The organism is Ferrovibrio terrae, from assembly GCF_943372915.1.
GTDB classification, from domain to species: Bacteria; Pseudomonadota; Alphaproteobacteria; order Ferrovibrionales; family Ferrovibrionaceae; genus Ferrovibrio; species Ferrovibrio terrae_A.
Genome location: NZ_CALSAN010000003.1, coordinates 185,194 through 197,709, shown reverse-complemented (window position 1 = coordinate 197,709; position 12,516 = coordinate 185,194). Strand labels below are relative to the sequence as shown.

The following is a 12,516-nucleotide window of genomic DNA, read 5'->3' as shown; positions in this document are numbered from 1 at the left end:
CTTATCTAGGGGCATGCTGTTTTACCGTCGCCGCGTCCGTCCTTCCCTGTTGCGCCGCTTCTGCGCGCTGACGGCGGTGCTTGGCCTGCTGTTCGCGGCCACGGTGGCTTCGGTGACCCATAGCGTGGCGATGCCGATAATGCCGGCCGTGCAGATGGATGTCGCCGTCATGCCGGACCATCATGCCGCTACGCCATCGGCTGCCGGGCATGACTGCAGCGGCAGTGCCGCAGTCGATGACACGGCCGCCGATGATATGCCGGCGCCGTCTGGTCCTTGTGAGCAGGGCTGTCTGCTGTGCAAAAGCTGTTCGCTGACCAGTGTCGTGCTGCCGGCTGCGCCATCGGTGACCGCCGCTGGCGCCTATCACGACTATCAGCCGGCCCGCGTTCTCGCGCCCGCCGGCATCACACCCGCCCAGCCGAACGAACCCCCGCGCCTGTGATCTGCAGTATCGCTGCGATTGCTGACACAACCGTCAGTCGCAGCGCAGTCGTATTGCGCATCATGGTGAGGGTGATTCCATGTTTTCGAGATGTCATTGGGCAGCGGTTGCGCTGCTGATTGCAGCCATGCCGCCGGCGGCATGGGCTGCTGACCCGGCGGACGCGACCGTTGCGGTGCCGCAGCCGGAGTATCGCTCGGCTTTTTCCGGTTACCGCAAGGCCGGGTTCGATGAGAAACGCGACTGGCGTGCGGCCAACGATGCCGTGCGCGAGACCGGCGGCCATGCCGGAGCCCTGAAGGACGCTGCGCCCGCAGATGCCGGACAGGCAGCGCCGGCGATGCCGATGATGCACAGCCCAACAATGAGCAGCCCGATGATGCATGGCCCGCATGGCCATCGCCACGGAGGACGCCAGCCATGATGACCGTTCAGAAACGGATCGCAGTGCTCGCACTGGCCGCCGTCACCGCCGGCTGCGCCGGGCCGGTGGCCGAGCGCGCCTTCAATGATGTGGCCGCCACCACCGAGCAGCGTATCGGCCAGCGTCCGGCCTGGATCAAGAGCGATGACGACGAACGCGCGGTGCGCGAGACGCTCGACCGTCTGCTGGCCAGACCGCTGACGGCAGATGATGCCGTGCAGGTGGCACTGCTGAACAACCGCCGCCTGCAGGGCAGCTTTGCCGAGCTGGGCATCGGTGCCGCCGATCTCACGGCATCCTGGCGGCCGGCCAATCCGAGCCTCAGCTATGCCCGCCTGCGGCGCGGCAATGAAACCGAAATCGACCGTGGCATCAGCATCGATGCCTTCAGTCTGTTGCTGCTGCCATTTGCCGCCGGGATCGAAGAGCGCCGTTATGAAGCCACCAAACTGCGCACCGCCACCGCGGTGCTGTCGCTGGCCGCCCAGACCCGCAAGGCCTGGTACGAGGCGGTCGCGGCCGAGCAGACGGCGGTGTATGTCGGCCAGATCCGCGATGCAGCCGAGACCCAGGCAGAGCTGGCGCGCCGCATGAAGCAGGTTGGCAATGCCAGCGCGCTCCGGCTTCTGCGCGAACAGATCTTCTATGCCGATGCCACCGCGCGGCTGGCGAAAAGCCGTGTCATGGCCGTGGCGGCGCGCGAACGTCTCACCCGTCTGATGGGCCTGTGGGGTCGCGATACGGCGTTTCAACTGCCGGACCGGCTGCCCGATATTCCCGCCGTGCCGCGCAGCGTGGACAACATCGAAGCACAGGCGATTGCGGGGCGGCTGGATGTGCAGATGGCGAAAGCCGATCTCGCCGCCACCCGCAAGGCCTATGGCCTGACCAACGCCACGCGGTTCATCAACGTGCTGGAGGTCGGCTACCAGCGCAACAGCGAGACCGGCAAGGCGGACCAGAAGGGCTACGAGATTGCGCTCGAAGTGCCGCTGTTCGATTTCGGCGATGCCAGGGCCACGCGCGCCGAGCATGTTTATCTGCAGGCGGTCAACACCCTGGCCGACACTGCCGTACAGGCCCGCTCGGCAGCACGCGAAAATTATCTGGCCTATCGCGCGGCCTATGACCTGTCGCGGCATTACCAGACCGAGATCATCCCGCTGCGCCAGAAGGCCAGCGAGGAGATGGTGCTGCGCTACAATGGCATGCTGATCAGCACGTTCGAACTGCTGGCCGATGCGCGCGAGCAGATCGCCGATGTCTCGGCGGCGCTGGAGGCCCAGCGCGATTTCTGGATCGCCGATACCGATCTCAGCTTCGTCACCATTGCCCCGGTCGACAGCGGCGGCATGGCGGGCAGCGGCAACAGCCTGCTGCCGCGCCGCGCCGCATCAGTCGCGCATTAAGGAGAGCATCATGTTCACCCGACGCAATCTCATTGCCGCCGCCGCCACCTCCATAGGGGGCGTAGCTGCCGCCACCGTCGCCCGCTCGGCACTGGCTGCCCTGCCCGAGCCGGCCACATCGCCCGGCCCGAAGATGGTGCCGCCGCCGCAGCCCAGCAGCGGCCGGCCATTCCATCCGGTGGTGACGCTGAATGGCTGGTCGGCACCCTGGCGCATCAACGGCCAGTGGAAGGAATTCCATCTGGTGGCCGAGCCGGTGGTGCGCGAAATCGCGCCGGGCATGAAGGCCAATCTCTGGGGCTATAACGGCAGCAGCCCCGGGCCCACCATCGAGGCGGTGGAGGGCGACTTCGTGCGCCTCTTCGTCACCAACCGGCTGCCGGAACACACCACCATTCACTGGCATGGCATACTGTTGCCCAGCGGCATGGACGGTGTTGGCGGCCTGAGCCAGCCGCAGATCAAGCCGGGGGAAACCTTCGTCTACGAATTCCAGCTGCGCAAATCCGGCACCTTCATGTATCACCCGCATGCCGATGAGATGGTGCAGATGGCCATGGGCATGATGGGCCTGTTCATCGTGCATCCGCGCGATCCGAACCAGCATCGCGTCGACCGCGACTTCGCCTTCCTGATCAACGCCTATGCCATCGAGCCCGGTGCCGCCACGCCGAAAGTGGCCGAGATGACCGACTTCAACCTGTGGACCTGGAACAGCAGGGCCTTTCCCGGCATCGACACCCTGCCGGTGCGGCTGGGCGACCGTGTGCGCATCCGTTTCGGCAATCTGACGATGACCAACCACCCGATCCACCTGCATGGCTACGATTTTGCCGTCACCTGCACCGATGGCGGCTGGGTGCCGCCCTCGGCGCGCTGGCCGGAGGTCACCATCGACGCGCCGGTGGGCGCCATGCGGGCGTTTGAATTCGATGCCAATGCGCCGGGCGACTGGGCCTTCCACTGCCACAAGTCGCATCACACCATGAATCCGATGGGGCATGGGGTGCCCACCATGATCGGTGTCGACCATCGCGGCCTCACGCCGCGGCTGGTGTCGCTGATCCCCGATTACATGACCATGGGCGAGCGCGGCATGGCCGATATGGGCGAGATGGAAATGCCACTGCCCGACAACACGCTGCCGATGATGACCGGCCAGGGTCCGTTCGGCCCTATCGAGATGGGTGGCATGTTCACCGTGGTGAAGGTGCGCGAGGGCCTGGCGCGCGGCGATTATCGCGATCCAGGCTGGTACAAACACCCGCCCGGCACCGTGGCCTACAAGGTCGACACCGCACCAGGCAGCGCGCCTGCGCCGGCCAGCAAGCCGGCGGCGAAGACTCCCCCGACCGCCTCCGAACACAAGCATTGAGGATATCACGATGGCTTCCCCATTCCTGAAAGCAGCCTTTGCTGCCGCCGCATTCAGCCTCCTGCCGCTGGCCGTGGCCGCCCATGGCCCGGAACAGCATTCTCCGGTTGGCGAGCCCGGCAAGGCATCGGCCGTGTCCCGCACCATCATGGTCAGCATGAGCGATGCGATGCGCTTCGCGCCGGCCAGCATCGCGGTAAAGCGTGGCGAAACCATCCGCTTCGTGGTGAAGAACGACGGGCTGGAGCCGCATGAATTCATGCTGGGCGAAATCAAGGCCCTGCAGGAGCATGCCGAGGTGATGCGCAAGCATCCCACCATGGTGCATGACGAACCCAATGCCATCACCGTGGCACCGGCCCATACCGGCGAACTGATCTGGCATTTCACCACCGCCGGCCGTGTCGATTTCGCCTGCCTGATTCCCGGTCACTTCGAGAAAGGCATGAAGGGCGATATCCGGGTGGGGAGGTAAGCGATGCGACTGATAGCGGGCATTCTGATCGTGTTTACCGCCTTTGGTGCGCTGGCGCAGACCGGGCGCACCGAAGGCGAAATCCGCAAGATCGACAAGGACACCGGCAAGATCACCTTGCGTCACGGCCCGATCGCCGGTGATCTGGAGATGCCGGCCATGAGCATGGTGCTGCAGGTGAAGGATGCCACGCTGCTGGAACGACTGAAGGTCGGCGACCGCGTTGCAGCAATCATCCTGAAAGAAAACGGCGTCTTCTTCATCCAGTCAGCCGAGACACAGCCGCGCTGATTGCCGGCTGCTTGCGCGGCAGGCAGCGACCGCCCGTTTTTTCGCCTGTACCGGTTATTTTATGACAGTACAGTGGGGCCCCGCTCGGGTTTGCGCGGGTTTTGCGCCTCCTGTGCCGGACATGGCAGCACGGACCGCCTCTGGCATGCATCCTGCTAAGACTCTGGCATCCTGCCAAGAGCGGGTCGATGTCCGCTCCGGAGTCTGTGTGCATGTCCGAGTCCGTTCCCATTGCCGCCGGTTACGCGCCTGCCGCCGCATCCGATCATGTCGTTACCCTGCCGGCCCGGCCCGAACCGCTGCGGCTGAAGCCGAGCGAAACGGCGCTGATCATTGTCGACATGCAGAATGCCTATGCCTCGCCCGGCGGCTATCTGGATCGTGCCGGCTTCGACATCACGGGCACCGAAACCGTGATCGCGCAGATTGCCCGTGCGGCGGCTGCGGCGCGCGCGGCCGGCATTCCGGTGATCTATTTCCAGAATGGCTGGGACAAGGATTACATCGAGGCCGGCGGGCCGGGCTCGCCCAACTGGTATAAGTCGAATGCGCTGAAGACCATGCGGCGCAAGCCGGAACTGGCCGGGCAGCTGCTGGCGAAAGGCGGCTGGGATTATGCGCTGGTCGATGCGCTGACGCCGCAGCCCGGCGACATCGTGGTGCCGAAGCCGCGCTATAGCGGATTCTTCAACACCAATATCGACAGCCTGCTGCGTGCCCGCGGCATCCGCACACTGGTCTTCACCGGCATCGCCACCAATGTCTGCGTCGAATCCTCGCTGCGCGATGCCTTCCATCTCGAATATTTCGGTGTCGCGCTGGCCGATGGCACCCATGCGGCCGGCCCTGATTTCGTGCAGGCCGCTGCGCTTTACAATATCGAGACCTTCTTCGGCTGGGTGTCCACCGTGGCCGACTTCTGCGGCACCGTCGCACAGAGTCCGCCGGCCGAAGCCTGACGCGATCCACGCCGCATCACACCTGGGAGTTCCTGCATGCCGATGATGGCTGTCATTCCGCCCGGTTCGGGCAAACCGCTCGCACCCTATTCACCCGGCACACTGGCCGATGGCGTGCTCTATGTTTCCGGCACCCTGCCGTTCGACAAGGAGAACAATGTGCTGCATGTCGGCGATGCCGCGGCGCAGACCCGTGTTGTGCTGGATACGATCAAATCGGTGGTGGAAGCCGCCGGCGGCAGCATGGCCGACATCACCTTCAATTCGATCTTCATCACCGACTGGGCCAACTACGCGGCGATCAACGCCGTCTATGCCACGTATTTTCCCGGCGACAAGCCGGCGCGCTATTGCATCCAGTGCGGCCTGGTCAAGCCCGATGCGCTGATCGAGATCGCCAGCATCGCCCATATCGGCAGCAAGGGCTGAGGCAGCGTGCAATACGAGGTTCATGGCCGCAAGGAAGCCGCTGCCACGGTGCTGCTGTCGGCCGGTCTTGGCGGGCTGGGCGGTTTCTGGCTGCCGCAGCTGGCGGCGCTGTCAGAACAATTCCGCGTCGTGCTCTACGATCATCGCGGCACCGGGCAGAATGCCGGCCCGCTGCCCGATGGCCACGATATCGCCGCCATGGCCGACGACGTGGTGCAGATTCTGGATAGTCTCGGTGCTGCCCGCGTCCATATGGTCGGCCATGCGCTCGGCGGCCTGATCGGCCTCGAACTGGCGCTGCGTGCACCCGCGCGGCTCGATCGCCTGGTTCTGGTCAATGCCTGGGGCCGGGCCGAGGCCCATACGGCGCGCTGCTTTGCCATGCGCCGGCAGTTGCTGCTGCATGTCGGCGTGGAAGCCTATCTGCAGGCACAGCCGATTTTCCTCTATCCCGCCGCATGGCTGGCGCAGCGCAGTGCGCAGCTGGCGGAAGAGGCCGTGCAGGCGCAGCGGCATTTCCAGGGCAGCGCCAATCTGCTCAAGCGTATCGATGCGCTGCTGAGCTATGATGCCAGCGACCGGCTCGATCAGGTCGTCGCGCCCACCCTGGTGGCGGCCTCGCGCGACGATATCCTGGTGCCCTGGACGGCCTCGCAGAAGCTGGCGGCGGGCCTGCCGCAGGCCCGCTTCTGGCTCACCGCCGAGGGTGGCCATGCCTGCACGGTCAGCGACCCGGCGCCGTTCAACCGCCGCCTGGTCGAGTTCCTGACTGCCGGCTGAGGCGTCAACGCCCGGTTATTTTTTCGCCGACGCGCTCATGCAGTTCGGCCACGTCCGGTGTCAGGGCCTCGCCGAAATCGGCCATCTCGAACAGCGGCCGGATCTCGATCTCGCTTGGGCCCGGCATCGGGTTGGGACAGCGCTTCACCCAGGCGACCGCCTCGGCCATGTCTTTCACCTGCCAGATCCAGAAACCGGCGATCAGCTCGCTGGTGGCGGCAAACGGCCCGTCGATGACCGTGCGGTTCGGGCCATCGAAGGCCACGCGCTTGCCCTTCGATGACGGGTGCAGGCCGTCGCCGGCCAGCATGATGCCGGCATTGGCCAGTTCCTCGTTATACTTGCCCATGGCTTCCAGCAGCTCGGTCGAAGGCATGATGCCCGCTTCGCTGTCCTTCGTCGCCTTCACGATCACCATCACGCGCATTGGCTGTTCTCCTCTGAAAAGAAAATCCGGTTAAGCCGTCATCAGGCCGTCGAGCTTGTCGAGGCTGGTGCTCCAGCCTTCTTTCATGCCGTCGCGCGCTGCCGACCATTCCGGCGCCAGCTGCACCAGGGTGGATTCCAGCCGCAGTTTCGTCCTGCCGTCGGGCGTCGCCTCGAATGTGACGATATGAAAGGCCTCGACCAGGTAGCGGCCGGCATCGTCCTTCACCCAGGTGGTGCAGACGATCTTCGAAGGCTCGGCAATTTCGTGATAGAGGCCGCCCATGGGCTGTACATGGCCGTCGGGCGCCTGCATATGCACCAGCCAGGCGCCGCCGGGCCGCGGGTCCAGCACGCAGACCGGCGCGGTATAGCCTTCCGGTCCCCACCACTGCGCCATCTGCTGCGGATCGATCCAGGCGCGGAAAACACGCTCGCGCGGCGCGTTGAACACGCGGTTGAGCACAAGATCGGGGGCCTTGTCGGGTTTCGGTGTTGCAGACATCGGATGCGGTCTCCTTTCCGGGATCAACGGGTTTCGGCCAGCATCTTCAGATCGGCCGGGCCGGCTTCAAAATCGCTGCCAACCATCCGGTCGAAATTGAAGATCATATGGACCAGCTTGAACATCAGGGTGAGCGGCCCGGTCATCGCCCAGGTCACGGTGGTGCTGTCGCCGTTCGACGCCAGCGTGAACTCGGCGCGGTTGGTGCTTTCAAACGGCCTGATGAAATCCAGCCGCACGGCGATTTTGCTGCTGGGCACGCTTTCGACGATTTCCAGGCTGCCGGCGCCGATCTCCTTGTTGCCATCCCAGGCATAATGCGCGCCCTTGCCGGCGGCCGGCCCGCTATAGCGGCGCTGCATGTCAGGATCTTTCTTCTCGTAGGGCGACCAGCCGCGCCAGGCCTGGAGATCGTTGATCAGCGGGAAAATCTTTTCCGGCGGCGCCTTGATGCTGGCCGAGCGCTGTACGCGGAAGGTATCGGGCCGCGTGCTGGCATAGGCGAGCACGCCGAGGATGGCGACGACGAGGATGACGGCAACGGCAATGAGAATTTTCAGCATGGCGTGTTCTTTCGATGATGAGGCACAGGGGAGGGTTATCGGCCGGGATGCTTCTGATCGCCGGCCGCAGGGTCCGGCTGGGATTGCAGCTGTTCGAGATAGGCGTGCAGGCGCTCCATGCTGTCGTCCCAGAAGCGGCGATAGGTCTGCAGCCAGCCGGCCAGCTCGCGTAGGGGTGCGGCCTCCAGCCGGCAGTCGCGCCATTGCGCCCGCCGGTGTCGCGACACCAGTCCGGCCCGCTCCAGCACCGTCAGGTGTTTCGAGGTTGCCGGCAGGCTGAGGCCGAGCGGGGCCGCCAGGCTGCCGACCGGCGCCGGACCCTGCGCCAGCCGCGCCAGGATGGCGCGCCGGTTCGGGTCGGCCAGCGCCGACAGGGTGGCGCTGAGATGGTCGGGAACATGGCGATGCTGCGCCGGCGACATTCTATAGTTTCCAATTAGGTTAAATAACTAATAGGTTAAATATAGGAGGCGATCCTGACCGTCAAGACAGAATTTCAGGCTCCGCGCCGGCTGGTCGCCACGCAGAAAATCCAACTGCAGGAGGAATCGAAGCCATAGCTATTCTGGGAGAAAATCGCCCTTAAAATCCCCCGCTATAGCCATTTCGGGCAACCCGAGAGGGGCGTTTTCGAGCGTTTTCGTTCAAAACAGCCCAAAACACCCTTCAGAGAGGCTATTTCAGGCCTGCTTAAGGCTGTTTTTGTCGAAATCAGCCCGCTTTTGACCAGAGTTCCCTTAAAATAGGGGCAAAAACGCGGTTTTTGCGCAAATGCGAGCAACGCGGTAAACGCTGTTCCAGGACGATTCTGGCCGTTTCAGGTCATCGGCACCATGACATGCCGGGCATAGCCGGCGCGCTGGGCCAGGCGTCCATGCCAGGCGCCCAGATGCGGCAGATCGGGCCGGGTGATCGGGAAATTCAGCCAGCGCTGCAGCTGGCAGGCGGCCGGAATATCGCCCGCAGTCAGCCGGTCGCCGGCCACGAAGGGCTGGCCCGCCAGATGTGCGTCCAGCCGGGCCCAGTATTCGGCCGCCTGCTCCTCCGCGCGGCTCATGGCGTTGAGGTCGGCATGGACCGGATCGCGCACGAAGCCCCAGAACAGCACCCGCATCGGCTCGCCGATCAGGCTCGACGCCCAGTCCATCCAGCGGTCCGCCAGGCTGCGCTGCGCCGGATCGGCCAGCCACAGGCCGGTGCCAGTGGGGTCGTATCTGGCGGCGAGGTAGCGTACCACGCTGTTGCTCTCCCAGTGGATGCTGCCATCGGCATCGACCAGCACCGGCACCAGGCCATTGGGATTCATCGCGCGATATTCCGGCGTGGTATTGCCGCCGAAAGCGCCGCCGACATTGATCTGCTCATAGGCCAGCCCAAGCTCCTCGGCCGCCCACAACACCTTCTGGACGTTGACAGAACTGGCACGGCCCCAGATTTTCAGCATGGCGATTCGTTGCTCCCTCAAGCTTTTTCGTTCGTCCGAATACGACTAGACTCTGCCGCCATGCGCAAGCTGTACCATCTCTGGCTCTCCCCGCAGTCCCGCAAGGTCCGCGTCCTCCTCAAGGAGAAGGCGCTCGAATTCGATCTCGAGGTCGAGAAGCTGTGGGAGCGGCGGCCGGAATTCCTCGCCATGGACCCGAGCGGCAACGGCCCGGTCCTGGTGGAGCATGACGGCCGCGTGCTGGCCGACAGCCAGGCGATCTGCGAATACCTGGACGAGGTCTATCCCAACAAGATGCTGATCGGCTTCGATCCGCCGAGCCGCGCCGAAACGCGCCGGCTGGTGTCGTGGTGGGATCACAAATTCGGGCCCGAGGCCTCCGAGCCGCTGGTGTTTGAAAAGGTGATGAAGCGCTTCATGGGCATGGGGCATCCGGAATCATCCGTGATCCGCATTGCGCACCAGAACATGAAAATCCATCTCGACTACATCGCCTGGCTCACCGAGCGCCGCAACTGGCTCGCCGGCGACGATTTCTCGCTCGCCGATATCGCGGCCGCGGCGCATATCAGCTGCCTCGATTATCTGGGCGATGTGTCCTGGGCCGATCATCCCGGTGCCCATGACTGGTATGCGCGGGTGAAGTCGCGGCCCAGTTTCCGTCCGCTGCTTGCCGACCATATCCCCGGCCTGCCGCCGCCCAAGCATTACGCCGATCTGGATTTCTGAAAAACCGACCCAACCCAGGAGATTACCTATGAGCATCCGTCGCATCGATGTCGGCCCCCGCATGAGCCAGGCCGTGGTGCATGGCAACACCGTGTATCTGGCCGGCCAGGTGGCCGCCGATCCGAAGGCCGATGTCACCGGCCAGACCGAACAGATTCTCGCGCAGATCGACAGGCTGCTGAAGGAAGCCGGCACCGACAAGACCAAGATCCTGTCGACCAACATCTGGCTCGCCAGCATGAGCACCTTCGCTGACATGAACAAAGCCTGGGATGCCTGGGTGCCGAAGGGCAACACACCGGCCCGCGCCACCGTGGAGTCCAAGCTGGCGGCGCCGGACTACAAGGTCGAGATCGCCTGCATTGCCGCGATCGGTTGATCCAGACGACCTGAAGACACGGATTCGCCAGCAGGCGCTGGCGGAAGGATTCGATGCGGTCGGCTTCACAGCGGCCGACCGCATCGGCCCCGAACTCGCCGCGCGGCTCGACGAATTCATGGCGCTGCAGCGTCATGGCGAGATGCGCTGGCTGGAAGACAAGGCCGAGCGCCGCCGCCATCCCAATGCCTTGTGGCCCGAAGCGCGCGGCATCATCGCGCTGGGCCTCAATTATGGCCCCGACCGCAATCCGCTTGAGGTGCTGGCGCAGAGAGATCGCGCGGCAATTTCGGTTTACGCGCAGGGCCGCGACTATCATCTGGTGGTCAAGAAGAAGCTGAAAAGCCTGGCCGGCTGGCTGCACCGGCAGGCCGGCAACGACGTAAAGGTTTTCGTCGATACCGCGCCACTGATGGAAAAGCCGTTGAGCGCTGCGGCCGGCATTGGCTGGCAGGGCAAGCACACGAATTTAGTCTCGCGCGATTTCGGCTCCTGGCTGTTTCTCGGCCTGATCCTCACCACGGCCGAATTACCGCCTGATGATGCGGAAATCGATCACTGCGGGTCATGCAGCAACTGCCTCGACATCTGCCCGACCCAGGCTTTTCCGGCACCCTACCAGCTCGATGCGCGGCGCTGCATTTCCTATCTCACCATCGAATATGATGGTGTGATCGCTTCGGAATTCGCAGATGTGATGGGCAACCGCATTTATGGCTGCGATGACTGCCTCGCCGTCTGCCCGTGGAACAAGTTTGCCTCTGCCGCGCGCGAAATCACGCTGCAGGCGCGCCCCGAACTGGATGCACCGCTGTTGCTGGAACTGGCTGCGCTTGACGATGCCGGCTTCCGCGAACGCTTCACCACGACGGCGGTGAAACGCATCGGCCGCGACCGCTTCATGCGCAATGTCTGTGTCGCGCTGGGCAACAGCGGCGATCCGGCGGCGACGGCGGTCCTGCAGCAGCTGTCGCAGGATCCTGCCGCTGTGGTACGCGCGCAGGCCCTGCAGGCGCTGCAGCAGCGCGCCGCTAATCCTGCCTGACGTCCATCTGTTCGATATACTGGCCGGCGGAAACCGCGGCCGGCGTATCGGGCGCCAGCAGACGCACCTGGATCAGGTCTTCGCGCGCGCCGCGCTTGTCGCCCTTGTTCAGCCGCAGAATGCCGCGCTCCAGCAGGGCTTCGGGCAGGCGCGGCTGGATCGCCAGTGCCGTTTCGGCATCTTCCAGTGCGCCGGTCATGTCGCCGGTCTGGCGGCGGGCCGAAGCGCGCAGCGCCAGGGCATCCTCGCGCGTCGGATCGGCTGAGAGCGCGATATCGAGATCCTTGCGCGCGGCGGCATAGTCGTTCAGTGCCGCCGAGGCGAGCGCGCGATCGATCAGCAGGTCCGGCGTATCGGGCGCGGCCTTCAGCGCAATGTCGAGCAACTGCCTGGCACGCTGGGGCTGCTCGGCCAGCAGCCAGGCATTGGCGGCCTGGTCGAGGATCGCCACGGTCAGATGCGGTGCCTGCTTCTCGGCCAGCGGCAGCAGTTTTTCCAGCCGGTCGGCGGCATCGCCGTAATGCTTCAGTTCCACCAGCGCCAGTGCCGCGCAATGCTGGGCCGGCAGGCCGCCGCCAGTGGCCTGCCAGAGCTGGGCATGGGCGAAGCCCTCTTCCGGATTCTTGCGCACTGCCGCCAGGCAGTCCTGATAGGCGGCATCCTGCAGCACGGTCGAGCGCTGGGTCGCCTGTTGTGCCATAACAGCGAGCGGCAGAATCAGCAGCACGCCAAGGCTGGCGAATGCCGTCAGGCGCATTATCTTGAGGGCAGGGATCATGGCGCGGCAGAGTGGCGCCGTGACATGGCAAAAGCAAGGCATCGGACAAAAGCAAGGTAT

Annotated in this window: 18 protein-coding genes; 12 read left to right on the top strand and 6 right to left on the bottom strand. The window is 64.6% G+C overall.

The annotated features are described in order from the left end of the window. Positions 1 to 13 precede the first annotated feature (13 nt). From AAG821_RS03765 to rutD, 9 genes are all read left to right on the top strand, one after another. Complete coding sequence (locus AAG821_RS03765; protein ID WP_341910115.1) at positions 14 to 445, top strand: hypothetical protein; 432 nt, start codon at positions 14 to 16, stop codon at positions 443 to 445. Positions 446 to 524: 79 nt separating this feature from the next. Continuing rightward, on the top strand, positions 525 to 869 hold the full coding sequence (locus tag AAG821_RS03760) for a hypothetical protein (protein ID WP_341910116.1): 345 nt from the start codon (positions 525 to 527) through the stop codon (positions 867 to 869). After that, positions 866 to 2,278, top strand: coding sequence for a TolC family protein (locus AAG821_RS03755; protein ID WP_341910117.1), 1,413 nt, complete (start codon positions 866 to 868; stop codon positions 2,276 to 2,278). Before AAG821_RS03760 ends, AAG821_RS03755 begins: the two co-directional genes overlap by 4 nt. A 10-nt stretch (positions 2,279 to 2,288) precedes the next feature. Beyond that, on the top strand, positions 2,289 to 3,653 hold the full coding sequence (locus AAG821_RS03750) for a copper oxidase (protein ID WP_341910119.1): 1,365 nt from the start codon (positions 2,289 to 2,291) through the stop codon (positions 3,651 to 3,653). 10 nt (positions 3,654 to 3,663) lie between these two features. After that, the gene (locus AAG821_RS03745) at positions 3,664 to 4,128 is read left to right on the top strand and encodes a cupredoxin family protein (RefSeq protein ID WP_341910121.1); all 465 of its coding nucleotides are present in this window, start codon (positions 3,664 to 3,666) and stop codon (positions 4,126 to 4,128) included. A gap of 3 nt (positions 4,129 to 4,131) precedes the next feature. Beyond that, positions 4,132 to 4,419: a copper-binding protein gene (locus tag AAG821_RS03740; RefSeq protein ID WP_341910123.1), complete on the top strand. Its 288-nt coding sequence runs from the start codon at positions 4,132 to 4,134 to the stop codon at positions 4,417 to 4,419. A gap of 212 nt (positions 4,420 to 4,631) precedes the next feature. Then, positions 4,632 to 5,378: a pyrimidine utilization protein B gene (gene rutB / locus AAG821_RS03735; RefSeq protein WP_341910126.1), complete on the top strand. Its 747-nt coding sequence runs from the start codon at positions 4,632 to 4,634 to the stop codon at positions 5,376 to 5,378. A 36-nt stretch (positions 5,379 to 5,414) separates the two neighbouring features. Continuing rightward, positions 5,415 to 5,807 carry a pyrimidine utilization protein C gene (gene rutC, locus AAG821_RS03730; RefSeq protein WP_341910128.1) on the top strand — a complete coding sequence of 131 codons (393 nt, stop codon included), beginning with the start codon at positions 5,415 to 5,417 and terminating at the stop codon, positions 5,805 to 5,807. A 6-nt stretch (positions 5,808 to 5,813) separates the two neighbouring features. After that, the gene (rutD, locus tag AAG821_RS03725; protein ID WP_341910130.1) at positions 5,814 to 6,587 is read left to right on the top strand and encodes a pyrimidine utilization protein D; all 774 of its coding nucleotides are present in this window, start codon (positions 5,814 to 5,816) and stop codon (positions 6,585 to 6,587) included. A gap of 4 nt (positions 6,588 to 6,591) precedes the next feature. Here the strand turns inward: rutD and AAG821_RS03720 are convergent, their stop codons facing one another. From AAG821_RS03720 to AAG821_RS03700, 5 genes are all read right to left on the bottom strand, one after another. After that, positions 6,592 to 7,014, bottom strand: coding sequence for a YciI family protein (locus AAG821_RS03720; protein ID WP_341910132.1), 423 nt, complete (start codon positions 7,012 to 7,014; stop codon positions 6,592 to 6,594). A 30-nt stretch (positions 7,015 to 7,044) separates the two neighbouring features. After that, complete coding sequence (locus AAG821_RS03715; RefSeq protein ID WP_341910134.1) at positions 7,045 to 7,518, bottom strand: SRPBCC domain-containing protein; 474 nt, start codon at positions 7,516 to 7,518, stop codon at positions 7,045 to 7,047. 23 nt (positions 7,519 to 7,541) lie between these two features. Further along, positions 7,542 to 8,081, bottom strand: coding sequence for an SRPBCC family protein (locus tag AAG821_RS03710; RefSeq protein WP_341910136.1), 540 nt, complete (start codon positions 8,079 to 8,081; stop codon positions 7,542 to 7,544). A 35-nt stretch (positions 8,082 to 8,116) separates the two neighbouring features. After that, positions 8,117 to 8,503: a metalloregulator ArsR/SmtB family transcription factor gene (locus AAG821_RS03705; RefSeq protein ID WP_341910138.1), complete on the bottom strand. Its 387-nt coding sequence runs from the start codon at positions 8,501 to 8,503 to the stop codon at positions 8,117 to 8,119. A 395-nt stretch (positions 8,504 to 8,898) separates the two neighbouring features. Continuing rightward, a complete protein-coding gene (locus AAG821_RS03700; RefSeq protein ID WP_341910140.1) occupies positions 8,899 to 9,525 on the bottom strand; it encodes a glutathione S-transferase family protein in 627 nt (208 codons plus the stop codon). A gap of 60 nt (positions 9,526 to 9,585) precedes the next feature. On the opposite strand from AAG821_RS03700, the gene AAG821_RS03695 reads away from it, so the two are divergent. The 3 genes from AAG821_RS03695 to queG are packed head-to-tail and all read left to right on the top strand — an operon-like array spanning position 9,586 to position 11,678. After that, on the top strand, positions 9,586 to 10,254 hold the full coding sequence (locus AAG821_RS03695) for a glutathione S-transferase family protein (RefSeq protein ID WP_341910142.1): 669 nt from the start codon (positions 9,586 to 9,588) through the stop codon (positions 10,252 to 10,254). Positions 10,255 to 10,282: 28 nt separating this feature from the next. Next, entirely contained in the window at positions 10,283 to 10,633 is a 351-nt protein-coding gene (locus tag AAG821_RS03690) for a RidA family protein (RefSeq protein ID WP_341910144.1), read from the top strand. After that, on the top strand, positions 10,617 to 11,678 hold the full coding sequence (gene queG / locus AAG821_RS03685; RefSeq protein WP_341910146.1) for a tRNA epoxyqueuosine(34) reductase QueG: 1,062 nt from the start codon (positions 10,617 to 10,619) through the stop codon (positions 11,676 to 11,678). Before AAG821_RS03690 ends, queG begins: the two co-directional genes overlap by 17 nt. On the opposite strand, the gene AAG821_RS03680 is transcribed toward queG, so the two are convergent. Beyond that, positions 11,665 to 12,435 (bottom strand): tetratricopeptide repeat protein, encoded by a 771-nt coding sequence (locus tag AAG821_RS03680; protein ID WP_341916210.1) that lies wholly within the window; start codon positions 12,433 to 12,435, stop codon positions 11,665 to 11,667. The genes queG and AAG821_RS03680 overlap by 14 nt on opposite strands. Between the last annotated feature and the right edge of the window lie 81 nt (positions 12,436 to 12,516).

Excerpts from the sequence above, each read along its gene's own strand:
- AAG821_RS03760 (WP_341910116.1), top strand. The coding sequence starts at position 525 with ATGTTTTCGAGATGTCATTGGGCAGCGGTTGCGCTGCTGATTGCAGCC.
- AAG821_RS03690 (WP_341910144.1), top strand. The coding sequence starts at position 10,283 with ATGAGCATCCGTCGCATCGATGTCGGCCCCCGCATGAGCCAGGCCGTG.
- AAG821_RS03710 (WP_341910136.1), bottom strand. The coding sequence starts at position 8,081 with ATGCTGAAAATTCTCATTGCCGTTGCCGTCATCCTCGTCGTCGCCATC.
- AAG821_RS03695 (WP_341910142.1), top strand. The coding sequence starts at position 9,586 with ATGCGCAAGCTGTACCATCTCTGGCTCTCCCCGCAGTCCCGCAAGGTC.
- AAG821_RS03715 (WP_341910134.1), bottom strand. The coding sequence starts at position 7,518 with ATGTCTGCAACACCGAAACCCGACAAGGCCCCCGATCTTGTGCTCAAC.
- AAG821_RS03750 (WP_341910119.1), top strand. The coding sequence starts at position 2,289 with ATGTTCACCCGACGCAATCTCATTGCCGCCGCCGCCACCTCCATAGGG.
- rutB (WP_341910126.1), top strand. The coding sequence starts at position 4,632 with ATGTCCGAGTCCGTTCCCATTGCCGCCGGTTACGCGCCTGCCGCCGCA.
- AAG821_RS03740 (WP_341910123.1), top strand. The coding sequence starts at position 4,132 with ATGCGACTGATAGCGGGCATTCTGATCGTGTTTACCGCCTTTGGTGCG.
- AAG821_RS03680 (WP_341916210.1), bottom strand. The coding sequence starts at position 12,435 with ATGCGCCTGACGGCATTCGCCAGCCTTGGCGTGCTGCTGATTCTGCCG.
- AAG821_RS03700 (WP_341910140.1), bottom strand. The coding sequence starts at position 9,525 with ATGCTGAAAATCTGGGGCCGTGCCAGTTCTGTCAACGTCCAGAAGGTG.
- AAG821_RS03720 (WP_341910132.1), bottom strand. The coding sequence starts at position 7,014 with ATGCGCGTGATGGTGATCGTGAAGGCGACGAAGGACAGCGAAGCGGGC.
- AAG821_RS03765 (WP_341910115.1), top strand. The coding sequence starts at position 14 with ATGCTGTTTTACCGTCGCCGCGTCCGTCCTTCCCTGTTGCGCCGCTTC.
- AAG821_RS03745 (WP_341910121.1), top strand. The coding sequence starts at position 3,664 with ATGGCTTCCCCATTCCTGAAAGCAGCCTTTGCTGCCGCCGCATTCAGC.
- rutC (WP_341910128.1), top strand. The coding sequence starts at position 5,415 with ATGCCGATGATGGCTGTCATTCCGCCCGGTTCGGGCAAACCGCTCGCA.
- AAG821_RS03705 (WP_341910138.1), bottom strand. The coding sequence starts at position 8,503 with ATGTCGCCGGCGCAGCATCGCCATGTTCCCGACCATCTCAGCGCCACC.
- AAG821_RS03755 (WP_341910117.1), top strand. The coding sequence starts at position 866 with ATGATGACCGTTCAGAAACGGATCGCAGTGCTCGCACTGGCCGCCGTC.